A 25,638-nucleotide genomic window follows, 5' to 3' on the forward strand; every position below is an offset into this window, starting at 1 on the left:
ATGAAAAAACAGAAAGGCATCGGGAAAAAGACCACCCGCACCGCGGCGCTTTTTTTGGCGGTGCTGATGTTTATGACCACACTGATGGGTTCGGATGTGGTGCTGGCCTATAAATCATTGGATCACATCGAAAGCATCAAACAGGAAAAAACAACATCCGGTCTGCCTTTCACCATTGTAGAGATCGTGCCCTACGGCGCGAAAAACGGCATGGGCTATGGCAGCATGGGCTATTATATCAAAGATCAGGAACCCACCGCCGCATGGCGCAGCGCGGCCGCTGCGCTGACAGGGGCGCAGGCCCGCGCCGATTATGCAAACGGCGTGTTTCAAAAACTGCGCGGCCTGGGCCTTTTGGGCGATGCCGGCACAACGCCCCTGCAAAGCGCGGGCGATTACCGCGAGCAGATGCCTTGGGAAACCCCTGTGCAAAACGCGCAGACTTTGAACCTCGTGGATGGCGGCGGCGCAAAGCGCGAAGAAGAAACGCAGCTTCATGCCAAATTCACTTATCAGGGCAAGAACCAGGGCGTTTTCGATCAGAACAGCGACCCCACGCTGGCCGTGGATGAAAACGGCCAGGGCCTGGGCACGGCAAACCAGAGCATCCAATATTTTTCTTATGAAACCGCCACACAGAACGGGCTTTATTATTACGCGCCCACTTTCGCAAAGCTGGATCTTGACAACCACAGCCCTTCCGATTATAAAGGGCAGGCCATGTATCTGCTTTCACCCGTGGATGCGCAGCAGCCCGACGGCCCCAAAAAATATCAATATGTGGGCATTTTGGGCAAAGACCTGACGCTGGATCTTTCGCAGACCTATTACCGCGTGGAAACCACGGGGCGGCCCTATGACCAGCGTTCGGATACCGCCTGCTACAGCGCGCAGGCCGATGGCTTTGAAGAAGTGGCGAACGGCTATTTCGCCATGAAGGCCAACAGCTATGTTTACGCGGGGCAGGGGCAGGGCGATTATTCCATGACCCTCAGCGAAAGCGAACCCGCCATGCCCGTGCGCTACAGCAGCGTGCAGATCTCGGGCGGTTATACCAACGCCCAGTGGTTCCTTGGCAAGGTGTTCGACCAGGCAGACACCCCTGTAAAAGTGAAAGTGTTTTCGCTGACCCCCGCCGAGGTCACCGATAATATGCTGCAAAACGCCGATATGCTGGTGGTTTCGGCGGGCTATGATTGGGAAAACGGCGGCGCCGAGATGATGAAAGGCTATGAGCAGAATTTACTCAGCGCCGATCAGGCCAACCTGATCGTGCAGGCGGCGGCGGATAAACGCCCTGTGCTGATCGATGCCCGCCTGCAAAACAGCAATCAGGCGGTGATGTCGCAGCTGGCCCAGACCCTGGGCGGCGGAAAAACTCAGAGCCTTATCGATGACAGCGTTTATTCTTTCTGGCCCGATGCCCAGCGGCAGCAGCTGGCCACCGCCCAGTTCGGCCTGCCTTTCGCCAGCAGCCTCTGGAGCACCGAAGGCACCCCTTACTATGCGGTGATGAAAGAGATCGAATATGAAAACTTCCTGCGCACAAGGGCGCAGATGACGGCCGATGAAAAGCTGCCGGAAGAAGTGACCATGGCGGGCTGCCTTCGCTATATCATCAACTTCAAAGGCCAGCGCGTAGAAAACGCCAAAACAGAGATCCGCGTTTTAGAGATCGAGCCGCAGACACAGGGCAGCGAACTGAAAGGCAATGAAAGCAAGGTTCTGGAATGGCTGCCTTCCGATAGCGGGCTTACCGCGGCGAATATCCATGTCACCGTGATGTCAACGGCGGAATTCATCGCCAAGATCGAAGATATCAACGAACAATATGACATGGTCTATCTGGGCGCCAGCACAAGCGGCTTCAATACCGAAACCGAAAACGGCAAACCGGTGGCCGTTTATAACGATCCTTCCATGCGCGGTCTGCTTTATTCCAACATCGGCGACCGCTATTACAGCAACCTGAAGCTCAGCGGGCTGGTGGATGCCGATTATTCCGGCAGCAGCTGGTTCACCATCCCCAGCTTTTATAACGGCGCGACCACACGGGATTTTTCGGCGGCGCGCATCAATTCGGCCGTTTCGGAATATCGCTTTTCGGGCAATGATATCACCGACCGCAAAAAACAGGAACTGCAAAACTTTGCAAACTCCGGCTTCCCCATCATCCTGTCGGATGATCTGGTGCGGCCCGGCCAGCCCGAACGCAAAGAAACCACGCTTTCCGTCACCATCACGGGCAGCATTCAAAGCGGCATTCTGAACCTCTCGGCTCAGGCTTCCACAGAACCTGCGCTGGCGGGCACCATCAGCTATCAGTGGTATCTCGGAAACTCGCCGATCAGCGGCGCCACAAGCCAGACTTACCGCGCTTATGCCACAGCTACAGGCGTTTATACCTGCAAGGCAACGCTTGAGGTAGATGCAGGCTATGTGGCCACCAGCAACCGTGTTACGGTGATCCAACAGGGCAGCAATGTGGAAATCAGCGACACCACCTACAGTTGGGCCAATCAATATCCCTTCCGCGTCAGCGGCACCACGGATTGGTGGGACAGCACGAAATATACGGTAAGCTATGATAACATCTGGAGCACCACCCCCGCTTATCAGTGGGAGCAACTCAAGGGGAATGCGTGGAAGACCGTAAAAAACGCGACCGGCGCTGAACTTACGGTGGGTGATAATGGCGGAACTTATCGCTGCCGCGTGACAGTGGGCGGAAAAACCTATTATACACAGGCAATAACCCGGCAATCGGGTTTTTGGGGGTGGAGTCACCCCACACGAGATGTGACAGACACCACAAAATATGCCTTTTCGGTTTCACAGGTCGCCAGCGGAGGCAGCGTGACACTGACAGCAAAAATGACCCCCGAGGCAAACTACAGCTATTATTTTTATGACTACAGTAATTCAGAGTGGCAGACAGGATCTTCTCAGCCGGTGATCAGCACAGACGCTACTTATTATTATTGGCAGGTCTTCGATCAAAGCGGTAATCGTATCTTGTATTACAGTGTAACCGGCAAGGCAGCCACAAGCTATGCCGCCCAGGTGGGCACAAGCCGCGTGGAAGACGCGGTGATCCCCCGGCGCGAGCCTACCGATTACGCGGTGGACCCCGATCGCATCGACAGCAGTTCTGTGCTGTATGAAACCATGACGGGCATTTTGCCCCAGATCAATGTGATGCCCGCCGCCGAAGCCAAGGCGCAGAAAAACACGGTTCTGAAATATCTGAACCTTTCGAAGCCTTCGCTGGTGATGACGAACAAACCCGCGGAATATACGGGAGATTCGCAGCTGAGCGCCAGCCTGGTAGATCGCCAGACGCTGTCTTTCGGCTTCCGGATCGAGAACCCCACCGACAGCACCCCCTCTTCCACCCGCTATACCTGCCATCTTTATATCGATTTGAACGCCGACGGCCGTTATGCGGCCAGTGAAGAACTCACCGACCTTCTGATCCGCGATGAAACGGCGGGCAAAAAGATCACCCCCAGTGAGCTGAGGGATAAAACGGCCTATTCCATCACCCGCGTGCTGCCCGATAATTTCGCGGGCATCATCCCGTGGAAAGTGGAAGTGGTGAAGGTCGGTTCAGATCAGATCCATGCTTCGCAGAAGGGTTATACTTATATCAAACCGCCCAAAGCCACAGAACTGAAAATTTTGCAGATCACCTATGGCGACTTTACACTCGAAGGCAACACGAAATATCATGGCCTGTTCGATTCGCTGCGCAGCAAGGGGATCTATGATATCAAAGTCACCACACAACCCATTAAGCACTTCGATTCCATGTCGAAAGCCGCGGTGGATGCCGAATTCAGCCAATACAACATGCTGATTTTGGGCTTTGGCGATGGCTATGGCTATGGCCAGTCGTGGGGCGGGCTTTCGCTGAACGCTTCCAATGCCGTGGTAGATTATATCGACAGCGGCAAAGCGGTTTTGTTCACCCACGATAACACTTCTTATGTCAACCTGCCTGTGCGCAATTATCAAACCACCACAGGAAACAGCAATATCTATGGCGGCCAGTGGCACTGGGGCTATTATTTCAACTCGGTCATCCGCGACGCGGTGGGCCTTGATCGCTATGGCGTGACGAACCGCCAATATGGCATCACCGCCTATTCGCCGCTGCCCCAGAAAGGCGGCCTTGTGGCGGGCGGCTACAGCGGCTTCAACAGCACAACGGCCCAAACCTTGAAAGATGCGGGCTACAGCATCGCCTATCAGCCGAAAACCGAGAAGGCCGGCACGCTCTATTCCACCCAAGGCTTCACCTCGCTGACCATGCTGCGTTTTTCGAACGCAAAAAACCAGAAGACCATGAACAGCGGCATCAGCGTGAACACAAACGGCGACGGCAACCTTGTTGAAAGCGCTTATGCAACAACAACGGTTTCCCAGACCAATCAGGGCCAGATCACCACATTCCCCTATAACCTGAATCAGACAAGAATGTCGGTGGCATCCACCCATGAACAATATTATCAGCTGAACATGAATTCAGATGACACTGTGGTGTGGTATTGCCTTGCGGGCGGCACCTATGACAAAATGAAAAACGATGCCGTCAACGGATATTATATCTATAACAAAGGCAATGTCACCTATTCGGGCGCCGGCCATAGCCCCGGCGATGTGACCGATGCCGAAGCCCAGCTGTTCGTGAACACCATGATCGCCGCTTACCGCGCCGGCGCGGAAGCCGCCAAGGTGGAATTCAAATCGCAATCGGGCAACACCATCAACGCCAGCTATTTCCCCGCGGAATATAAGAGCACAGACACCTTTGCGGGAACCATTCTGGCGGGTGATGACCTCAAATCGGAAGAACGCGCGGTTTCTTTCGTCATCACAGACCCGAACCTTTCTTCAAGCAAATCGGTTTCGGTGAAATTCTATTATGAAAACGCTTATGACGAAGCGGTTGCGCTTTCTGACAAATTCACCACCAACGCCAGCGAAGTGAAGAATTTTCAGCTTTATCTGGCCGATGGAACACCGGTGGAAAACCGCAATTTGAGCAGTAACACCGTTTATAAGATCTATCTGCCGCAATCGGTGCTGGATGCCTTCGGTGAATCGGAAAAGGGAACCATGAACTTCTATGTTCAGGTGAACACCGCCATCGGCACAAAAACCTATAGCGGCTATGCGGCCATGGAACTGAGAAAACTGGGGCTTCTGCCGCTGAAATAACCGCAAAAAACCAACGCAAAATAAAGAAAACGCCCTTTTTCCATCGTGAAAAAGGGCGTTTTTTCTGCATAACGGAAACACTCGCTATTTTCGGAAATATCTGTTATACTAAAGGCAATTCTTTCACACACAGAGGCCCAGAAAAATCATTAGGAGGAATTTGGAATGGAAATCGTTTTGATCGTTCTTTTGGCGCTGGTCGTTTTGGTCGTGCTTTGGGTGATGTCTACCCAGCGGAATCTGGTGAGACTGGATGAAAACATCAATAACGCCATGAGCCAGATCGGCGTGCAGTTATCCTCGCGTTTTGATGCGCTGACGGCGCTTTTAGATCTCACAAAGGGCTATGCCGCCCATGAAAGTGAAACCCTGCTTCAGACGATCCGCGCCCGCCGCAGCGTCATCACCGAAAAATCGACCCCTGATGAAGTGACGGCGCAGGAAAACATCATCACCGAAGCCCTGGGGCGCATTTCGATGGTTTCTGAAAGCTACCCCGAACTGAAAGCCAACGAAAGCTATCAGAAGACCATGGATTCGGTGAACCAATATGAAAACATGGTGCGCGCCAGCCGCCTGATCTATAACGACAGCGTGACAAAGCTCAACCGCGCCACCAGAATGTTCCCCACCTCGCTGGTGGCGGGCATGCTGGGCTTTAGCCAGCGCCAATATCTGCAGGCCGACCAGAACAAAAGCGATATGCCCAGCATGAAATAAAAGCCGGCTTTTCAAAGGGCCTGCCGCAAAATCGCGGCAGGCCCTTTTGCTTTGCCCCGAGAAGCGGCGGATATTTTGAAATTTGATAAATCGGCGGTGATCCATCGGGAATGTCAATGAACTTAACAAAATGGATAAATTTTTATAAGGGATAAAAAGAAAATGCGGCAAACAAATAAAATTCAGAAAAACTTGCGGAAAATGCAGCTGCAAATCAAAAAAGAAGCTGATTATTAAAAAATGAGCGGTTGACAAAGCGTGAAAAATGATAAATACTGTAACTGAACAAAATTTTGAAGGAGGCTCCCCGAAATGTCGCAATTGGTTTATGTGGAAAGAAAAGGCTCAGACTGCAATAAATGGGATGGCCAGACCACCATGTTCGGCGAAGAAAACCTGCACGCCATGTGGGTGGCGGATATGGATTACAAGGTTCCCGCCTGTGTGATGGATGCCATGCGCGCCTATGTGGATTTTGGCGTGATGGGCTATTATAAGATCCCCCAGAATTATTATGACAGCTTTATCAACTGGGAAAAAACCTACCATGGCTATGAGGTCAAAAAAGAATGGATGCGCTTTGCGCCGGGCGTTGTGCCGGCCATCAACTGGATGCTTCAGATGCTGACCCGTGAAAACGACAGCGTCATCACCCTGACCCCGGTTTATTATCCGTTCCTCAACGCCATCAATAACAATAAAAGAAAGCTGATCGATTGCGATCTTATCAACGATCACGGCGTTTATTCCATCGATTTTGAAGCGTTTGAAAAGAAGATCGCCGCAAACGATGTGAAAGCCTTCATTCTCTGTTCGCCCCATAACCCCGTGGCCCGCGTCTGGAAGAAAGAAGAGCTGGCGCGCCTGATGGAAATCTGCCGCAAGCACCATGTTTATGTCATTTCCGATGAGATCCATCACGACCTCACCTTCGGCGGCCATGTGCATTATCCCACCGCCACTGTGGGCGAATATGATGATATGCTCATCACCGTGACGGCGGCCACAAAAACCTTCAATCTGGCGGGCTGCCAAAATTCCATCGTGGTGATCCCCGATGAAAAGCTGCGCGGGCTTTGGGATGCTTTCACCACCAATATCCGCATCGTCAGCGGCAACGCGCTGGGCTATATCGCGGTGGAAGCCGCCTATAGCAAGGGCAGAGCGTGGTTTGAAGAACTGAAGCAGGTGGTGGAAGGCAACGCCAAATATGCTTCTGAAACGCTGATGAAGGCGCTGCCCGGTGTGGTGGTATCGCCGCTGGAAGGCACTTATCTGCTGTGGATCGATCTGGGCGCTTATGTGAAACCCGAAGAGATCAAAGAATTCATGCAGGGCAAATGCAAGCTGGCGCTGGATTACGGCGAATGGTTCGGCGGCGAACGCTTCGGCAGCTTTGTGCGCATGAACCTGGCCACCAAGCGCGAAAATGTTGAGATCGCGGTCAACCGCATGATCGACGGGCTGAAAAAATAATCTTCCACCGGCCGGTGGTTCAAAGGGCGGAAAAGCATCAAACTGCTTTTCCGCCTTTTTCTGCCTCCTTGCGCGGCGGCCGAAGCGGAAAATTTTTGACTTTTCTGAAAAAAGGTGTTGACTCTCACGCTGCGTCATAGTATATGCTAAAGATCGGAAGGGAAGTGGAAACCATGGCTCAGGAAAAAACCGTGGCCCAGGTGGCCAAACTCTGCGGCATCAGCGTGCGCACGCTGCATTATTATGATGAGATCGGGCTGCTTCGCCCCGGGCGGGTGAATCAGGCGGGGTTCCGCGGCTATGGCGAAGAAGAAATTTTGCGTTTGCAGCAGATCCTGCTGCTGCGCGAGATGGAATTTCCGCTCAAGCAGATCGCCCGGATCTTGCAATCGCCTTCTTATGAAGAAGAAACGGCGCTGAAACAGCAGGAAGCCCTGCTGATGCTCAAGCGCCAACGGCTCGATCGCATCCTGGAATTGGTGCGAAAGCGTTTGAAAGGAGAACCGATCATGGATCTGAAAGCCTTTGACGGCAGTGAACTCAAGCGGGCGCAGGAGCGCTATGCCCAAGAGACCCGCGAAAAATATGGAAACACCGAGGCTTATCGCCAAAGCATCCGGCGGATGGAACACAACGATGACGCCGGCTGGCAGGCCATGGGCGAGGGGATGAAAGAAATTTTCTCGGCTTTGGCGGCTTGCCGCGAAGAAGGCCCCGAAAGCCCCCGCGCCCGGCAGCTGGTGGAACGCTGGCAGCGCTTCATCACCGAAAATTATTATGACTGCACCGATGAAATCCTGGCGGGTCTGGGGCAGATGTATGTGGCGGATGAACGCTTCACCCGCAATATCGACAGCGTGGCCCCCGGCCTTGCCGCGTTTTTCAGCAAAGCCATTGAAAGTTACTGCGCGGCAAAAAAAGAGAAGGATCATTCCGAAAAGAGCTGAAAGCACAAAGGGTCAGGCAGGCCCGCGCAGCATCGCGCGCAAGGAGATTCGGCCCCGCAGGGGAGATCCGAAAAAAACCGTCATGTTCCCCTCCGGGGAACGATTTTGCCCGCCGCGTTTGGCGGCGGGCCTCGCCCCGGCAAAAAGAAAAAGCGCCAAAGAAGAAGAGATTCTTTTTTGGCGCTTCTTTCCATTTTATGCAGTCTTTGAAGATGGCGCCGAAAGGCAGCGCCGGCGGCAAAAACCGATGGAGCGCGGCGCTGCCGCTTGGGAAAGCGTTTGCGGGCTTATCGAAAAAATTATTGAATCAAGCGCAATCAATAGATTTTTTTCAATAAAATATGATAAAAGTCAATAAAAACAGTAAGACATTTTGCGGGAAATATGTTATAATTTACTTACTCTGCTGAGTCACTGTCTGCGACTCAAGGCATATTGAACATTCATCGGTTCCCTTCCGGATTGATCGAGCAAGAGAGAGAATATAAGGAGTGAACACAATGAGCAGACTCGATATCAAAACCCCCAGTCATGCGCAAACCGTTGTGGATCAACTGTATCGAAGCATGGAGCAGCGCATCGCTTCCAGCCCTCCGGGCTTATGCCCGGTCGATCTGGCGCTGAATTTTCTGAACCTCTGCCGCGCCCAGACCTGCGGCAAATGCGTGCCCTGCCGCATCGGCCTGACCCAGATCGCCAATATGCTTGAAAAGATCCTCGATGGGAAAGCCACCATGCGTGACCTTCACCATCTGGAAGACACCGCCCAAACGGTGATGGATACCGCCGATTGCGCCATCGGCACCGAGGCCGCCCGGCTGGTGCTTACGGGGCTGAACGGTTTTCGGGATGATTATGAAGAGCATATCCTTCGCCACCGCTGCCTTGGCAACCTGCATAACCCCGTTCCCTGCGTGGCGCTCTGCCCCGCGGGCGTGGATATCCCGGGTTATGTGGCGCTGGTCAGCGAGGGCCGCTATGCCGACGCTGTGAAGCTTATTCGCAAAGATAACCCCATGCCTCTGGTATGCGGTTATATCTGCGAGCATCCCTGCGAAGCGCGCTGCCGCAGAAGAATGGTGGATGACGCGGTGAACATCCGCGCCCTTAAGCGCTATGCGGTGGATCAGGCGGGAGAAGTCGGCCAGCCCGCATGCGCCAAAGCCACCGGTAAAAAAGTCGCTGTGATCGGCGGCGGCCCCGGCGGTCTTTCGGCCGCTTATTATCTGGCTTTGATGGGCCATGATGTCACCATTTATGATAAGCGTAAACAGCTGGGCGGCATGCTGCGCTACGGCATTCCCGATTACCGCCTGCCCCGCGTCAAGCTGGATAGTGAAATTGCCTCGATTCTCTCTCTGGGCATCAAGGTTTATACAGATGTGGAAGTCGGAAAAGACATCACCATGGAAGAGCTGAAAAAACAATATGACAGCTTCTATCTTTCCATCGGCGCGCATACCGACAAAAAGACGGGCATCGAAGGCGAAGACAGCAAGGGCGTCACCTCGGCGGTAGAGCTGCTTCGCGGCATCGGCGACGGCGAAATGCCCGATTTCACCGGCAAAACCATCGTGGTCATCGGCGGCGGCAATGTGGCCATGGATGTGACCCGCAGCGCCGTTCGTCTGGGCGCCAAAAAGGTTTCCTGCGTTTATCGCCGCCGCCAGGAAGACATGACGGCGCAGCCCGAAGAAGTGGAAGGCGCCATCGCGGAAGGCGCGGAGGTTCTGGCGCTGGAAGCGCCGGTGCGCATCGAAGCCGATGAAAACGGCAATGCCTGCGCGCTGTGGACACAGCCCCAGATCATCAGCGAGGTGGATGCCAACGGGCGCCCCGCCCCCAAAGCCGCGGATGTTCCCGCCCGCCGCATTCCCGCCGATCTGATTATTGTGGCCATCGGCCAGGGCATCGAAAGCCGCGGTTTCGAACAATCGGGCATCAAGATCCAGCGCCGCGGCACACTGCTTGCCAATAACAGCACCTCCGTTCCCGATATGGATGGCGTGTTTGCCGGCGGCGATTGTGTCACAGGCCCCGCCACCGTTATCCGCGCCATTGCGGCCGGCAAGGTCGCCGCCGCGAATATCGATGAATATCTGGGCTTCCATCACGAAATCACCACGGATGTAGAAATGCCCGAGCCCCGTTTCTATGACCTGCATGCCTGCGGCAGGGTCAACACCACGGAACGCGACGCCAGCGAACGCAAAAACGACTTCATCTGTATCGAATGCGGCATGACGCCGGAAGAAGCGCAGCAGGAATCTTCCCGCTGCCTGCGGTGCGACCACTTCGGTTACGGAGTCTTTAAGGGAGGACGCGTGGAAAAATGGTAAATGCAATCATCGACAACCGCCCCGTTTGTGTAGAAGAGGGCACGACCATTCTGGATGCGGCAGAGAGCATCGGCATTCTGATCCCGCATCTGTGTTACCTGAAGGGCCTCAACGAAATCGCCGCCTGCCGCATGTGCGTGGTGGAAGTGGACGGTTACGAGCGCCTGGTTCCCGCATGCGACAACGATGTGACGGAAGGCATGCAGGTGCATACCAATTCCCGCCGCGTGCGCGAAGCGCGGCGCACCAACCTGCGCCTGCTGTTATCTCAGCATAACACCTCCTGCACCACCTGCATCCGCAGCCGCAACTGCGAATTGCAGAATCTGGCGGAGGATCTCAATATCCATTATCAGCCCTATGCTGTGCAGCCCGAACCTTCGGTGATCGACCTGTCAACCCCGGTCATCCGCGAAGCCGGCAAATGCATCAAATGTATGCGCTGCGTGCAGGTCTGCGATAAGATCCAGGATATGCATATCTGGGATATCGCGGGGACCGGTTCCCGCACCACCGTCGATGTTTCCGAAAACAGGCTGCTGAAAGATACCGATTGCACCTATTGCGGCCAGTGTATCACCCATTGCCCCACCGGCGCGCTGACCGCCCGCGACGAAACTTCTCGCGTGCTGGATGCGCTGGGCGACCCCGAGATCACCACTGTGGTGCAGGTCGCCCCGGCTGTGCGCGTGGCGTGGGCCGAAGCTTTTGGGCTGGAACCTTCTTTCGCCACACCGGGCCGCATGGCCGCCGCCCTGCGCAGCATCGGCTTTGATTATGTGTTCGATACCAATTTCTCTGCCGATCTCACCATTATGGAAGAGGGCAGCGAGTTTGTGGAACGCTTCACCCACCGCGACAGATATGTCTGGCCCATGTTCACTTCCTGCTGCCCGGGCTGGGTGCGGTTCCTCAAATCGCAGTTCCCGTCTTATACCGACAATCTTTCCACCGCCAAATCGCCCCAGCAGATGTTCGGCGCCGTGGCAAAGAGCTATTTTGCCGAAAAGATGGGCATTGACCCCCACAAGATGTTTGTGGTTTCGGTGATGCCCTGCGTATCGAAAAAGCATGAATGCGAGATCCCCACCATGCGGGATGCCTGCGGCGATCAGGATGTGGATGTGGCCATCACCACCCGCGAAATGACCCGCATCCTCCGCAGCGAACATATCCGCCCCATGGATCTGAAGGAAGAGCAGTTCGATAACCCGCTGGGTTCCGGTTCGGGCGCGGCGGTGATCTTCGGCGCCACCGGCGGCGTGATGGATGCTGCGCTGCGCAGCGCCTATTACCTTGTCACCGGCGCGAACCCCGATCCCGATGCCTTCCGTTCCGTTCGCGGCGACAGGCCCTGGAAAGAATCCGTGTTCTCGATCCCCGGCGCGGGCGATGTGCGCGTGGCTGTTGTCAGCGGGCTGGGCAATGTTCGCAAACTGATGGAAGCCGTGGAAAACGGCGAAGTCGCTTATGACTTTGTGGAAGTCATGGCCTGCCCCGGCGGCTGCGCCGGCGGCGGCGGACAGCCTATCCACGACGGCAAAGAAATGGCCGCCCTGCGCGGCGATCTTCTGTGGGGGCTGGATGCAAAATCCGTTGTGCGTTTCTCCCACGAAAACCGGGATATTCTGGATCTTTATCACGATTATCTGGGCAAGCCCCTGGGCGAAAGATCGCATCATCTGCTGCATACCGATCACCATGCGTGGCAGATGCCTTCACAGATGGAAGACTGATCGATTAAAAAAAGGAAACGCGCGAAAATTTTCGCGCGTTTCTTTTTTTATGGGGAAAACAAATCGATTTTCAGCCCCGCCGTTGGGGAATTATCGCTTGATCTCTCGGATCATCGAATATTCATTCAACAGGGTTCCGTCTTTCAAACGGATGGCGTTGGGCTTTATGCCCGCGATGCGGAATCCCATTTTTTCATATAAAGCTCTGGCCCGAGCGTTTCCTTCGACAAAATCAAGCTCGATCTGCATGAGGTTTTCGTTTCCTTCGGCGATGCGGATCAATTCTTCAAAGAATCTTGTTCCGATGCCCTGATTCCAGAATTCGCGCAGCAAAGCAATGCCAACGCTTGCGCGGTGCCGGGTTTTGAGGTGGCCGCTCCAGGCAATATGGCAGTTGCCGGCGATCTTTCCATCCACCACACAGAGCAGCATGGCTTCGTTTTCGGATGCGTTGACGCGGTCGAAAAGCTTCTTTTCGTCTTCGGCCGTGTATTTCCCGCATTCCTCGGGATAACGCAAAATAAAATCGGTTTCGGCGGCTGAGAGATAGAGATAATCCAGCACGCCTTGAATGTCTTCTTCTTTGGGGCTGCGGATGCAGGCCTTGCGCCCATCTTTCAGCCGGTATTCAATATCTTCGATAATCATAATTTCCCTCCGTTGTGTGATGGCGGTGTTTTATTGCGTCACCAGCCGCAGGCAGATGGCGGCGGCTTCTGCCCGCAAGATGTTGCGGGCCGGGCTGAAGGTTCCGGCTTCATCGTCGCCGTGAAGAACGCCGGCCTTATAAAGCATGTCGATTTCCGAGGCATAGGGGTCGGCGGCGGCCACATCCGGCGCGGCGGCATCACGGGTGGCTTTCAGCTCTGATGCGGGCAGCGCATGGGCGAAGATCGCCGTCGCTTGTGAGGGCAATGAAGCCATAGCCGTCGCCAAGGCTCACGGAAACAACATTGGCGAGGCCCTTCACTTTTGTCGGCTGCTCAATCTTTTCGGGCTGGCCGGAAATCAGACAGCCGCTCAGGTTGCGGCCCCAGACATAAAGACTGCCGTCGGCAAGAACAGCGGCGGTATTCAGCACACTGTTTGCCGCCGCCGCGTTGACGCCGGCGGCGAGGTCTACCGCTTTGCCGGGCAGCGCGATCACTTCGCCTGTCCATGCGCGAACCAGCCCCGTTTTGTCGATATAGCATTCTGTTGCGGCCACATGCCGCCGGCCCACCTGGCCCGTTTCCATGGCAAAGGCGGGCAGACCGCCCACCGCCAGCAGCGCCGATGCGACCAGCAGCGCAATCAGTCTCTTTGCATTTTTCCGTGTCATAGGCTCACGCCCCCCTGTGTTTGATCGGATGATAGGTCAAGCATAGCACAGGTGTAAATAATTGTCAAAGCCTGGCGGGGCGGCGCAAATCACCGGCCTTCGGGGGCTGATGAATGAGAGGCAAAGCGGGGATCACGGCAGGCGGCCGGTGAGCCACGCAAGCAAACCAAAAATTGCTGCGAATGATTTGCCATTCGCAGCAATTCCGGCTTTCTGTGAGCCGTTATCAAAAGGCGGCGGGGGATTCGTTTTGGCGTTTCACGGGGCGGCGCATATTGAAAATCGGGGGCAGGGCCGCCGCGCGCCGAAGCCGGCAAGGCTTAATCACGAAAATCGATGATCTCCTGCGAGGGCTTTCTCTTTTTGGGGCGGGGGGCTTCATCGGCGGAATAGCCCACGGCGATCACCAGACGGATGCGTTTTTCTTCGGGCATCTCCAGAAGCTGTTTCAATTTCTTTTCGTTGAACCAGCCCAGAATGCAGGTGCCAAGCCCCTGCTGCGCCGCCGCCAGAACCAGGTGAGCGGTGGCGATGCCGATATCCATTTGGGCATAATCCTGACTTTTCATTTTTGATGCCACGGTGGCGGCCAGCGCGGCTTTTTCTTCGTTGATGATGATAAAGGCCGGCGCCTGCGAAGCAAAACCGTTCATGCCCATTTCCTGAAGGCAGGGCGCCACCTTTTTCACAAGCTCGGGATTTGTGACCACGGTGAAATGCCAGGGCTGGCTGTTGCAGGCCGAAGGCGCCAGATGGGCGCATTCCAGACAAGCTTCCAGTTTTTCGCGCTCCACCGGGCGGGGCAGATAATGGCGGCAGCTTTCACGCAGATGGACCAGCTGAGTCAATTCCATAAAAAGACCTCCTGATTACGCCAAAGGCGATAGATTACTTATCAGTATACTAAAACGCGCGGAAATTGCAAGACCTCAGCAGATTCGCCTTGCTTCCCCCTGCTCAATGCGTTAAACTGATACTATTCCGAAGCGGAGGTGAGAGAATGGAACAGCAAAAACGAAGCCTGTGCCACATTCATTTGGCCGTGGCGCTTTTTGGGCTTTCGGGCGTTTTCGGCAAGCTGATCGATCAGCCCGCCATGATCATTGTGCTGGGGCGGGTGGTTTTTTCGGCCATTTCGCTGTGGCTGCTCATTCAAATCAAACATTATTCGCTGCGCCTGCATGAACGGGGCCAGGGCAGGGCGCTTGTGGCGCTGGGCGGGCTTTTGGCGCTTCACTGGTGCAGCTTTTATCAGGCCATCCAGCTTTCGGGCGTGGCGGTGGGCCTGCTCACTTTTTCGGCGTTCCCCATTTTCGTCACCTTTCTGGAACCGCTGCTGCTGCGCCAGAAACTGCGGCGGCAGGATGTGATTTTGGCGGCGGTCACCTTTGCCGGGGTGATGATCGTCACCCCTTTCGAAGAAGAAGCCAATATGCTGGTGGGGGTGGTCTGGGGCCTGTTTTCGGGGCTGACCTATGCGCTGCTGGGCATTCTCAACAAACTGCTGGTTGCCGAACTGCCCGCGCCGGTGATCTCGTTTTATGAGCAGGGTTCCGCCGCGGTGCTGCTGCTGCCGGCGCTGCTGTTTTATCACCCGAGCTTTACATATCGTGATATTTCGCTCACAATATTACTCGGCGTTGTTTTTACGGCGCTGTCGCATACGCTGTTTATCCATGGCCTGCGGGGGGTGCGTGCGCAAACCGCCAGCATCATTTCGGTGTTGGAACCGATCTATGGCATCGTGTTCGCCATGCTGTTTTTGAAAGAATATCCCGGCCTGCGTGAAATTTTGGGCGGCGCGGTGATTTTGGGCTGTGCGTTTTACAGCTCCTATCAAGAAGCAAAACCGGCGCGGCAAGATGAAAGCATGGAAGAAAAAGAAAAAACCGCGCCATAGGGCGGCGCAGCGGTGGGGAAAAGAATGGAACGCTTAAAGAATTTTTGGAAGAACGAAACGGTTTTGTGCATTTCCGCCGCGGCGGCGGCCATCACCATGCTTTGGAACCCGCCGGGCGCGGCCACGGTGAAGGCCATCGATTTTCGGGTGCTGGCGCTGCTGTTCTGCCTGATGGCGGTGGTGGCGGCGCTTCAGCGGGCAGGTGTTTTTGTTCACCTGGCCCAACGGCTGGCGGCGCGGGCCCAAAGCGTGCGCGCCCTTTGCGCCGTGCTGGTGTTTTTATGCTTTTTCACCTCCATGCTCATCACCAACGATGTGGCGCTGCTCACTTTTGTGCCGTTCGCCATTTTGCTGCTGAGCGCGGCGGGGCTGAAAAAGCATCTTTGTTACACGGTGGTGCTGCAAACGCTGGCGGCGAATCTGGGCAGCATGGCCACCCCGGTGGGCAACCCCCAAAACCTTTATCTGTTTTCGCGCTATTCCATGAAGATCGGCGCGTTTTTCGCCGCGGTGCTGCCGGTGACGGCGGTTTCGGCGGTGATCCTGGCGCTGCTTCTGCCGGCGATCCCGCGGGGCAGCTTCACCTGGCGGGGCGGCGGCGCGCCGCTGAAAAAGAAAGAGGCGGCGGCAGCGTTTTTGCTGCTGGCCGTTTGTCTGGCCGCGGTGCTTCACTGGCTGCCGTGGCAGGCGATGCTGGCGGCGGTGGCGCTGTGGATGCTGATTTGGCAGCGGCCGCTGTGGAAAGAGATCGATTACGGCCTGCTGGCCACTTTTGTCTGCTTTTTTATTTTTGTGGGCAATCTGGGCGCGATGGAAGGCGTGCGCCGCCACATGGGCGCGCTGCTGCAGGGGCGTGAAGCGGTGGCGGCGGCTCTGCTCAGCCAGGGGATGAGCAATGTTCCCGCAGCGGTGCTGCTTTCGGGCTTCACCGAAAACGGCCGTGCGCTGCTTTTGGGCACGAACATCGGCGGGCTGGGAACGCCTGTGGCCTCGCTGGCCAGCCTGATCTCGATGAAGCTTTACGGCAAAAGCGAGGGTGCGGAAAAAAGAAGGTTTCTGGGCTTGTTTTCCCTGCTCAATTTTTCGCTTCTGGCGCTGCTGTTGCTGCTTTTTGCAAGGAATGGATAAAAAGAAAAAGAGAAGGCGAGGGTTAAGCCCCATAGGTACATTTTGTGACCTATGGGGCTTAATGTCGGTAGGGGGGCAAAAAAAGCGGTGAGAACACAAGTTCCCACCGCTCTTTGATTCGAGTAAAACTGCTAAAAGTCCAACTTCTGTCCGTGCCTCGGCTATTAGCCCAACTGACGATAGAGGAAGGTCACGATTTGGCCTCTGGTGCAATCGTCAAGCGGACTGAATGTGGTTGCGCTGGTGCCAACAGTGATTTCTTTGCCAACCGCCCACAGAACCGCATTATACCAATAATCCCCAGACTTCACATCGGTGAACGGGTTAGCTGCCGTAACAGCGGGTTCGCCGGCTGCGCGATACTGGAAGGTTACGACCTGTCCGCGAGTGCAGATGTCGTTGGGGCTGAAGGTGGTTGCGCTGGTGCCTTGCGTTATGCCTTTTTCAACCGCCCACAGAACTGCATCGTAGTAGTAAGCGTCGGCATCCACATCAGTAAACGGGCACACATTGGAGGTGGGAGCGGGTTCGCCCATTGCTCGCCACAGGAAGGTCACGATCTGTCCTCTGGTGCAGTAGTCAAGAGGGCTGAAGGTGGTTGCACTGGTGCCCTGGGTGATTCCTTTTTCGACTGCCCACAGTACCGCATCGTAATAATAAGTGCCGGTTGCCACATCGATAAATGGATTTTTACTGTTTTCAATCCATTTTGCATAGACAGTGGTGCTTGCGTTCAAAGTGACGCTGGTGATTTTGGTGGTTAGATTGCTGTTGGAGTACCAACCATCAAATGTATATCCGGCTCTGGTTGGCGTGTAGTCCGCAAGGTCAATCACGGTTCCTCTGTCCTTAGAAACGTTGGAAATTGTATTGCCTCCGTTGGTGTTGAAGGTCAGCGTATAGGAGGTGGAGACACCGCCGCCGCCGTCACCGCCGCCGGTATAAGTGAAGGAAGGTGTGGCCTCAATTGGACTGTGAGCCGGAGTCTGGGCGGCATACACGTTGGACAGTGCGGTCATCAGTGCATCTGTGAGCGTCTTGTACGGGCCGCCGGAAACGCCCGCAAAGTTCCAACCATCGAAACGATAGCTGCCCGCTCTACTGTCAGTCGGCAATGTATCGCCTACGGTCAACGCCGTGAAGGTCTGGTTATCATCTGCCGCTGTGTTGAAGTCAAATGCAACCTCAGCGGTACGGCTATCTGCGGCAAGCGTGAAGGTAGAGAAGCCGTGTGTTACGGTAAATTTAGCTGTGACAGGGCTTGCGCTGTTGTCGATTGTTGCTGCATAGTAGTAAGTTGCGCCGCTCGCTTTGTCGTGCTTAATCTTCAGATTGTCGGTGACAAATCCGGAGGGCAGTGGAATGGTGATGGTGACAGGCGTGGTGATCTCCATTTCTTCCGCTGTGCCGATCTGGACTGCGTTCTTAACATCACCTTCAAGGTCGATAGCACCAGCGGTTGTTGCGGTGGAAGCCACTGTTTTGACCATTGGGGTGATTTCGAGGGTCAATGTGCCTGTGGCTGCATCCGCGTCAGTGACGGCGATATCCAGATATGGCTGGACATATACGGTTACCGTCGGGGTGCCGGTGGTTGTGTCAACGCCGGCAGCAGCCAACGCTCCGGTGGCAGCCGAGACATCATCGGCGGTAATATCTGCCGCCACATTACCCGCTGCGCCAGCGAGTCCATCGACAGCAGGGGCATTGTTTTCCATGGCGTCAGCCGCCGCAGTCATAGACGCCGCGTCATCCTCATCTTTTCCTTCGGTAACTGGCGCTGCAATCGCCGGAGCTGCAGGGACAACCTCAACCTCCGCCGCCAGTTCCTCAATGGAATAGTTGTATGTAGTGCCGCCGATAGTCTGTACGTTCTGCTTGGCGATTTTCCCACTATCTACATACAGACTGGGATCTGATGTAAAGTTACCGGAGGAGATAGCAATAGAGCAATTCGCATCGTAGAAATTTGTACCAAGATTACCGACATAATTGCCGCCGGCTACTGTTATCTCGGCGGTGTTGTCGCCCTGCGAGGCGCTGTTGCCATCTACACGCAGCGCCTTATTGGATGCGTTGATTATGGTGGATTCCACAGCAACGGTAACATTGCCTGTGCCGTAATAGATGTTGGCTGTTATGCCGTCCTCTACGCCGGTCATGATGCAATCTACGACATCGACGGTAGCCGGAGCGTAGACTTCGACGCCGCCTGTGCTCCAGTCGGAGTAAGTATTGTCCGTGTTGGTGATCGTGCAACCTTCGATCGTGCCGGTAACTTCTGTGGAGCCGAGTCCGGCAAGGACTGCCTTGGTCAGCTTGGCACTGTTGTCATTATTGCAGTCAATGGTGCAACCCGTGATTTCAAATGCGCCGGAGCGGATATCAAAGGCGCTGCGGCAGAAATTGTTGATGGTCAGATTGTCCGCAGTGAACTTGGTCACAGCGCTTCCGCTTGGAACCTTAAACACGGCCACTCCGGAATTAGTGCCTGCGCTGCTTCCAAAGCCGGTGACGGTCGCGTCCTTAATAACGACTGTACCGCTGGTGATTTCAAAGTAGACGCCGTTGTCAGCGGCAACGCCAGTAATGGTTTTGCCGTTGCCGTCAAGAGTAAGGCTCTTATCAATAGTGATCTTCGCAGTAATGTCGACATCTTTAATTAGCACAATGGTATCAGTCGCCGTCGCTCCTGATATCGCATCCGCAAGAGTTTCATAATAGGTGCTGACGGAGGGATCGTCTTTCGTGATGGATGCCTCAGCCAAGGTAGCCACATCACTGGTATAATAGGTAAATCCCTTCAAATTGGTGCCAACACCGACAAAGGCGCTATAGCCAGTAGGCATCGTTATTGAAACGTCTGCGGGTTTCTCGGTCCAGACCTTAACGGACTCATCCATGATGCCGCTATTGAGGGTAAAAGAGGTTTTCGGTGTGCTGGTACCGTAGCCGCTGTTGTTGTCCACATTGACAGCGCCCCATGCGTTGCCGGAGGTAAGAAGGTTTGTCGCCTCTACATGAGCGCCATTCATGATGACCATACCGGCGGTTCTGGAGTTTTGGAGCGTTACATTTTCGAGTGTTACATTAACGGCACCAAAAGCGTTGATGCAGTGCTTGGCGTTGGTATTTGTTCCGCCGTTGTTCCCGTCGATGGTAATATCTTTTACTGTAATTCCGGTAGTTCCGGCAGTAAAGCCGAGGACATGGCTCTGGTTGGCGAATGCACCGACACTGATTGTATAATCATCGCCATCCAGAGTAACGCCGTCGGGGAGGGTAATCACTGATGCATTTGCTGCGGTCGTTGTATCCGCCAGCTCTACGTCTCTCAGCAGCGTGATCGTCTGTCCAGATTGGGCTGCTGCGGCAGCTTCTGCAAGGGTTGCGTAGCCGGTATCCTCAATGGACGCCACATCAGATTCCGCCACTGTTGCAAAAGCCGTTGTCGGCAGCAGGGTCAAGACCATGCAGAGGGCAAGCAGTAGCGAGAATGTTTTTCTTCGTGTTCGATTCATTTGTGTTCCTCCTCATAAAAATGGGTAAAAAAGTGTTCGGACTCCTGCTGTAGAGTCTGCCCATTCAGTGCTTCTGCTGTATATCAAGACGACACTGTAACTGGCTGACTCGCTTTTCGAGTCCCTTTAGCTTTGCGTAGTCGCTATCAGCGACCTTGCCTGTGTTCATCGTTATTCAGTTTTTTGTCGGTATCTTCCGCTATGCGGAGACCGACACAAGCATCCCCATTCACACCACCTCCAAACGCGCCAAAAGGTAGACATTTTGACACGCATAGATTTTGATGCCTATGTCCTGTTTCTTTCCAAATCTTGTATAGTGTCAGTATAACACGGCGTGTACCAAAATGTCAACCTTTGGCGCGATTTTTTAGTATCATTCTTGCCGTCGCTGCTCCTGTTCTTTGCAGCGTCTGCAAAAAGTTGTATGAGCCTTGCCGAGCCTACTGGCGGCCTCTCGTCCAGAAAACTCTCCATACATCCACGCCTGCCTAACGGTTTCAAACTCATCTGGCAGGGGCAGTGCCTTACGCCCAAACGAAACCCCGCTTGCCTTTGCCGCTGCAATACCTTCTCGCTGGCGCTGCTTGATGAATTCACGTTCGGTCTGCGCCACATAGGACAAGAGTTGCAGCACAATATCTGCGATCAGAACTCCGGTCAAATCCCGCCCTTGCCGCGTATCCAACAGCGGCATATCCAACACTACGATGGCAATTCGTTTTTCCTTTGTGAGAATCCGCCATTGCTCCAAAATCTCATTGTAATTTCTGCCAAGTCTGTCGATGCTCTTGATTACAAGAGTGTCGCCGGGCTTAATTTTTTTTAGAAGCCGACAATAGCCGGGCCTCTGAAAATCTTTCCCAGATTGTTTGTCTAAAATAATCAGTTCTTCCGCAACGCCAAACTCAAGCATGGCGAGACGTTGCCTGTCCTCGCATTGATCCCTTGAAGATACTCGAACATACCCATAAACTTGTTTATTCATACGGTTCCCTCCACAAATAAAATTATTGTAGAGGAAATAGCGAAATAAAGGCAGTGCGTAATGTCAATAATTGCAGAGATATAATTACAGCGTCGTTAGTATTATAGCGCCAACGCCATGTTTATGTCAATAGCGTCATTACATAAACTAACTACGAAGGATGGTGCTGGTATGAGAGAAAAGAAGGACTTAAATATTGAAATCGGTAGACGGGTGAAGCTGGCAAGAGAAAACGCCGGACTTACACAGGAACGGTTTGCCGAACTGGTTGACCTTGGCCCCAAAAACATTTCCGCCATCGAGCGCGGCGCGGCGGGAGTTTCTGTCGCCTCTGTGAAAAAAATCTGTGAGGTACTTTCCATATCGGCGGATTCGCTTTTCTCGGACAGAACCGATTCCTCCGGGGAGGTACAGATGATTGCTGACCGGCTAAACAGGCTGTCGCCGAAGCAGCTTGCAATAGCAGTTAAGACAATCAATATTCTTTTTGAAGCTTTTGCTATGCAGGGCGATAAGGGCGCCTTGAAGGAAGTCGAGGAAAGAGGTAGTTAGCAAGTACTGGCGCTCATTGAATTCTTAGGATTAGAAGGGGCGTTTCAGAATATCAGCTGGGATATGATCTTGGTCACAGCCGAGGCTATATTTACAATATCTCATCCGGAAAATCTCTACCTGCCCTAAGTGAACTTTTTTCCATTTGCGACTATTTCGGCATTACGCCGTGTGAATTTTTGGATGACAAGCTCGACAACCCCGAACTTGTTCAAAAGGCCATGGAAGGACTACGTCAGCTTTCGGATGAGGACGTCCTTTTGATGTTAAGCAACATTAACCGGCTGTTAAAAAATAATGTGCTTCGGTATAGCTTTCCTTCAAAAGTCATGGTAATGTGTGTGCTTGAAGGGAGGCTCAGGCCATGAGAAAGCCACGAAAAGACCTGCGGCGCAGTCATTTGGCCGCCGCAAGGGCATCAAGTAAATCAAATCAAACAGGAACGAGCGCCAACACCGGCAGAGATTGTCGGGTTGGCGCTCGTTCCGCATTTATGGAGGGAAAGGCGACATGAAAAAAACGGCCATTGTCATCTGCGCAATCACCATCGCGGGGATCGCCGCTGTCGCCGCGTTTCCGCAGGGCGGCACCGACGGCGAGAGTTTACCCGCCGAAGAAGAAAAAAGCAGCCTGTGCGCAACGGTGGAGCCGTCAGCGGCATACGTGTACGATACCACCCGCACAGAATCGCATTCTGAGGCAAAAAACACAACCGCAGCGGCGGCGTCTGAGAGCATGACCGAGCTGCCGAGGGATAGTACCCCAACCAGAGAGAATACCCTCCAAAGCCGCGATAGCGCGCACGAATCTGAGGGTATCGTCACAGTCAAGCCAACCACGACTGCCCCACCATCACGGCAGGACGCAACGGTCACCGCGTCTGACCCATACCACACCGATGTCTACCCAAACAATGTCTATTCCGAAGAATACCTCTACGACGCGGAAGGCAATCTCGTCGGTAAAACCACCACCATCCCCACCGCCTTCGGGCCGGATGCCATTTGGATCGACGGTCACGCCTACTATGACGTCCCCGGCTTCGGCCTCATCGAATGGGGCGGCCCCAATCAGCGGACGGAGGACTACACCATGTACGAATCCGGCGTTAAGGTCGGTATCATGGGCGGCGGGGATGAAACGCTGACAGGGACATCCGCTCAGCCCAAGCCGCAGGAATGGCCGGAGCCGATCGGCGAGACTATCGACCAGACCATAAACACGGTACCCGAACGCAGCACCAACCCGCCCGACTGGCGGCCAAACAGCGGCTGCGAATATGAGGAGGGAGAATAACCAATGGATTACACGGAAATCATGGACATGCTTATGCAGGAGTTGACCCAGCAGGCGTACCGCGACCTACGCAGTACAAATCCCAATGCCGATGCCCTGTTCGCACGGCAGACGGAACTGGCGGAGCGCGCAGATGGGATCATGAAATCGCTTGATGCGGACAAAAAAACCGCGCTGGAGGAATATCGCAACAGTATCATAGACGGCGCCGGTCTCCAGACCGAGCACTGCTATCTCCAAGGCACAAAGGACTGTGTCCTCCTGCTCAAAAAGCTCGGATTATTGTGAGACTGAGATAAGCTTTTCCCTCCGATCTGCGCAAAGCTACGCCCCGAAGCAAGTCATGAAACACTTGCTTCGGGCTTTTTTGTTTGTTATACCGGATCCTTTTCCAATGCCTCGTGCATGACTGTGAACGCCGCAATCAGCGCCTGCACCAATGCTGGAAACTGCTCCTCCAGCGCCCACTCATCCGCGTACCATGCGCCCTGCGGCGTGACGTAACACTCTGACCCTTCGCTCTCGCACCGGGCCTTGCGGATCGCCGCCTCTGCCAGTGCATACTGATTCGGATACTCGCGCATGAGCTTTTGAAGTTTTCCGAGCGCCCGATTCCGCGCCTTCTCCACCGCATCGGTTTTCATGAAGTGATACATGGCGACGTCGTCCAGCGACTCCCGCACATAGCCGAATACACCGTAGCACTTGCCGAGAATGTCCTGCTCCTTCTTCGGTAACTTTTGGAACAGCCTATGTAGATATTCATGCCGAATTTTTTTGCGGAGAGCTGTGTCAGGCGACTCAAACATCGTCTGCTCCGCGATGTAGTCATAAACGCCGTCGCTGTAATCACCGCTATTGCCATCATCATGGTGCGCGAGGTCGTAGACGGAGAGAAAGTGCGTCGCGTAGTCGATATGCTTCGCGGCCAGCCACAGGGGAATGTCCAACTCGGACGCAATCTCATCCACTGTCATTCTTTGAACATGGTACATTTCCTGCGCTTTTCGTACCAGCGTCATGCTGCCCCGGTCAATGGCCAACGTGCCCATGCTGGATTCCAGATATCGCCGCATGGCGCCGTCGATAAACGGCACGGCATAGGTAGTCAGCATTCCCTTGGAGGGAATGTATCCGCCACCGCAGATACATTCGATGAATGCCGCCATGCCCTCGCCTTCCAGATCGGAGAGCAACTCGATCGTGTAGGCCGTGGGATTCCCCCGGTCATTGAAGCGATAGCAGTGATACTTAATGGCAATTTTCTCTGCGCGGTCATGGAGCAGCCCCCGATTCTGTTCGCACAGGGTGTCCAGCGCTGAGCTGTCGCCCTTCGCGTAGAGCGCCATCAGCGCCTCGTTAGTTACGCCGAGCTTCATGGCGTGCCATCCTTCTTCGGTCTGCCGCGGGGCTTCGCTTTTCGTGTGATGCCGCATCGGGCATAGACCGCCTCTGACGATATTGTCTGCTCAAACGCCTCCAACGAAAGCTCGCTGCGGCGCAGCGCGTCGTAGAGCGCATCCCGCACATCATCCTTGGCGGCCCGGGCCTCCTCGCGGGTGATTACCTCCCGGCGCATATCCTTGGTGATTCGCTCAAAAGCGGTGAGCTTGATGCGTAGCTTGGGGATATCCCGCGCCAGCTCCTTCTGCACCTCGTGGGTTCCGAACTGTCGGCAGGTAAAGCGGCTGTTGTAGGGACTGGTTCCCTCGCAATAGAGCGCGTGGGCCCCGCCCTTTAGCATGAAATAATTTCCGCAGACCTTGCAGCGGAGTATGTTTCTGCCGGTGTTCAGCGCGTGCATATAATCCGCCTTCAAAACGGCCTGCACACTGTCCGTGCGGTGTTCCTCGCAGATGGCGAAGCGACCGTCCGCCATCTCCCGCGGGACATAGGAGAGCGCATAGGTGTCATTGGTGGTGTAGCAGTCCGTGCCATGGGTCAGCGGCGTGACAATATATTTCTGCACAAAGCGCGGCTCAGTGTAAAAGTCGTGCAGGGCGGCGGCGTAATTCCCCGGATCGTTTTTCAGCAGGTGCGAAACCAGATGCTGAATAAAATGCTGAATGGTGATGTTGAACACGCGGACGTCGTGGAGATACCGCTCATAGCGGGTGAGCCTGTGCTGAAAATCTTCCTCCTGCGGCTGCGCAAGGAGCGCGAACAGCTTCCGCTGGCGCAGAAGCACATCGATCGCGTCAAGCTCACGGTCGTCCTCCGCTGCCTGCGCTCGCTTGAACGTATCAGCCATGACGGCATACTCGTCCGGCGTGAGATTGAGCATATCCACAGTCAGCTCACCGGCGCGCAGCAGCGTGCCGTTTATCTCAATGAGATCGCCGTGGGTATAGAAAACAATATCGCCGTCCATAGCCACCTCCGTTATTTGTCCTGCCTGTTATTTTAATTGTCCTTGCTTTCTATAAGACTACCATATTTTTCGACACAATAATAGTAGAGGGGCGAAGAAATTCGCTCCTACTTTTTTGAA

At 54.5% G+C, this 25,638-nt stretch carries 21 protein-coding genes and 1 riboswitch; of the genes, 13 read left to right on the forward strand and 8 right to left on the reverse strand.

The features are described 5' to 3' along the window. The 7 genes from ACJA3I_RS02955 (at position 1) to ACJA3I_RS02985 (ending at position 12,441) form a co-directional block, all read left to right on the forward strand. Positions 1 to 5,223 (forward strand): DUF5057 domain-containing protein, encoded by a 5,223-nt coding sequence (locus tag ACJA3I_RS02955; protein WP_458863282.1) that lies wholly within the window; start codon positions 1 to 3, stop codon positions 5,221 to 5,223. Between the two features lie 165 nt (positions 5,224 to 5,388). Beyond that, positions 5,389 to 5,943 (forward strand): LemA family protein, encoded by a 555-nt coding sequence (locus ACJA3I_RS02960; RefSeq protein ID WP_458863283.1) that lies wholly within the window; start codon positions 5,389 to 5,391, stop codon positions 5,941 to 5,943. Positions 5,944 to 6,255: 312 nt separating this feature from the next. Beyond that, positions 6,256 to 7,419 carry a MalY/PatB family protein gene (locus ACJA3I_RS02965; protein WP_458863284.1) on the forward strand — a complete coding sequence of 388 codons (1,164 nt, stop codon included), beginning with the start codon at positions 6,256 to 6,258 and terminating at the stop codon, positions 7,417 to 7,419. A gap of 173 nt (positions 7,420 to 7,592) precedes the next feature. After that, the gene (locus ACJA3I_RS02970; protein WP_458863285.1) at positions 7,593 to 8,366 is read left to right on the forward strand and encodes a MerR family transcriptional regulator; all 774 of its coding nucleotides are present in this window, start codon (positions 7,593 to 7,595) and stop codon (positions 8,364 to 8,366) included. Positions 8,367 to 8,484: 118 nt separating this feature from the next. Beyond that, positions 8,485 to 8,724, forward strand: a complete 240-nt coding sequence (locus tag ACJA3I_RS02975; protein ID WP_458863286.1) for a hypothetical protein — start codon at positions 8,485 to 8,487, stop codon at positions 8,722 to 8,724. Positions 8,725 to 8,866: 142 nt separating this feature from the next. After that, positions 8,867 to 10,705 (forward strand): NAD(P)-binding protein, encoded by a 1,839-nt coding sequence (locus ACJA3I_RS02980; RefSeq protein WP_458863287.1) that lies wholly within the window; start codon positions 8,867 to 8,869, stop codon positions 10,703 to 10,705. Beyond that, complete coding sequence (locus tag ACJA3I_RS02985) at positions 10,699 to 12,441, forward strand: [FeFe] hydrogenase, group A (protein ID WP_458863288.1); 1,743 nt, start codon at positions 10,699 to 10,701, stop codon at positions 12,439 to 12,441. Before ACJA3I_RS02980 ends, ACJA3I_RS02985 begins: the two co-directional genes overlap by 7 nt. A gap of 90 nt (positions 12,442 to 12,531) precedes the next feature. Here the strand turns inward: ACJA3I_RS02985 and ACJA3I_RS02990 are convergent, their stop codons facing one another. From ACJA3I_RS02990 to ACJA3I_RS03005, 4 genes are all read right to left on the reverse strand, one after another. Further along, positions 12,532 to 13,089: a GNAT family N-acetyltransferase gene (locus tag ACJA3I_RS02990; protein ID WP_458863289.1), complete on the reverse strand. Its 558-nt coding sequence runs from the start codon at positions 13,087 to 13,089 to the stop codon at positions 12,532 to 12,534. A gap of 30 nt (positions 13,090 to 13,119) precedes the next feature. Further along, entirely contained in the window at positions 13,120 to 13,365 is a 246-nt protein-coding gene (locus tag ACJA3I_RS02995) for an S-layer homology domain-containing protein (RefSeq protein ID WP_458863290.1), read from the reverse strand. After that, entirely contained in the window at positions 13,289 to 13,762 is a 474-nt protein-coding gene (locus tag ACJA3I_RS03000; protein ID WP_458863291.1) for a hypothetical protein, read from the reverse strand. Before ACJA3I_RS03000 ends, ACJA3I_RS02995 begins: the two co-directional genes overlap by 77 nt. Before the next feature lie 320 nt (positions 13,763 to 14,082). Then, entirely contained in the window at positions 14,083 to 14,616 is a 534-nt protein-coding gene (locus tag ACJA3I_RS03005; RefSeq protein ID WP_458863292.1) for a nitroreductase family protein, read from the reverse strand. A 146-nt stretch (positions 14,617 to 14,762) separates the two neighbouring features. On the opposite strand from ACJA3I_RS03005, the gene ACJA3I_RS03010 reads away from it, so the two are divergent. Then, on the forward strand, positions 14,763 to 15,662 hold the full coding sequence (locus ACJA3I_RS03010; RefSeq protein WP_458863293.1) for a DMT family transporter: 900 nt from the start codon (positions 14,763 to 14,765) through the stop codon (positions 15,660 to 15,662). Positions 15,663 to 15,686: 24 nt separating this feature from the next. Continuing rightward, positions 15,687 to 16,790 (forward strand): SLC13 family permease, encoded by a 1,104-nt coding sequence (locus ACJA3I_RS03015; protein WP_458863294.1) that lies wholly within the window; start codon positions 15,687 to 15,689, stop codon positions 16,788 to 16,790. A 164-nt stretch (positions 16,791 to 16,954) separates the two neighbouring features. On the opposite strand, the gene ACJA3I_RS03020 is transcribed toward ACJA3I_RS03015, so the two are convergent. Together ACJA3I_RS03020 and ACJA3I_RS03025 are read right to left on the reverse strand one after the other, a co-directional pair. Further along, entirely contained in the window at positions 16,955 to 20,311 is a 3,357-nt protein-coding gene (locus ACJA3I_RS03020) for an S-layer homology domain-containing protein (RefSeq protein ID WP_458863295.1), read from the reverse strand. 92 nt (positions 20,312 to 20,403) lie between these two features. Then, a riboswitch (cyclic di-GMP riboswitch) is annotated at positions 20,404 to 20,481 on the reverse strand. A 206-nt stretch (positions 20,482 to 20,687) separates the two neighbouring features. Continuing rightward, entirely contained in the window at positions 20,688 to 21,299 is a 612-nt protein-coding gene (locus tag ACJA3I_RS03025) for a recombinase family protein (protein ID WP_458863296.1), read from the reverse strand. 171 nt (positions 21,300 to 21,470) lie between these two features. On the opposite strand from ACJA3I_RS03025, the gene ACJA3I_RS03030 reads away from it, so the two are divergent. The 4 genes from ACJA3I_RS03030 to ACJA3I_RS03045 all read left to right on the forward strand — a co-directional run bounded on the left by ACJA3I_RS03030 (position 21,471) and on the right by ACJA3I_RS03045 (position 23,435). Then, complete coding sequence (locus ACJA3I_RS03030; RefSeq protein ID WP_458863297.1) at positions 21,471 to 21,851, forward strand: helix-turn-helix domain-containing protein; 381 nt, start codon at positions 21,471 to 21,473, stop codon at positions 21,849 to 21,851. Positions 21,852 to 21,880: 29 nt separating this feature from the next. Beyond that, complete coding sequence (locus tag ACJA3I_RS03035) at positions 21,881 to 22,219, forward strand: helix-turn-helix domain-containing protein (protein WP_458863815.1); 339 nt, start codon at positions 21,881 to 21,883, stop codon at positions 22,217 to 22,219. A gap of 142 nt (positions 22,220 to 22,361) precedes the next feature. Beyond that, positions 22,362 to 23,147, forward strand: coding sequence for a hypothetical protein (locus ACJA3I_RS03040; protein WP_458863298.1), 786 nt, complete (start codon positions 22,362 to 22,364; stop codon positions 23,145 to 23,147). Positions 23,148 to 23,150: 3 nt separating this feature from the next. Beyond that, positions 23,151 to 23,435: a hypothetical protein gene (locus tag ACJA3I_RS03045; protein ID WP_458863299.1), complete on the forward strand. Its 285-nt coding sequence runs from the start codon at positions 23,151 to 23,153 to the stop codon at positions 23,433 to 23,435. Between the two features lie 86 nt (positions 23,436 to 23,521). Here the strand turns inward: ACJA3I_RS03045 and ACJA3I_RS03050 are convergent, their stop codons facing one another. Both ACJA3I_RS03050 and ACJA3I_RS03055 read right to left on the reverse strand, forming a co-directional pair. After that, positions 23,522 to 24,526 (reverse strand): hypothetical protein, encoded by a 1,005-nt coding sequence (locus ACJA3I_RS03050; RefSeq protein ID WP_458863300.1) that lies wholly within the window; start codon positions 24,524 to 24,526, stop codon positions 23,522 to 23,524. Continuing rightward, entirely contained in the window at positions 24,523 to 25,518 is a 996-nt protein-coding gene (locus ACJA3I_RS03055) for a DUF6076 domain-containing protein (protein ID WP_458863301.1), read from the reverse strand. The genes ACJA3I_RS03050 and ACJA3I_RS03055 overlap by 4 nt, the downstream gene beginning before the upstream one ends. Between the last annotated feature and the right edge of the window lie 120 nt (positions 25,519 to 25,638).

Source organism: Acidaminobacterium chupaoyuni, assembly GCF_047936785.1.
GTDB lineage: Bacteria > Bacillota > Clostridia > Oscillospirales > Butyricicoccaceae > Acidaminobacterium > Acidaminobacterium chupaoyuni.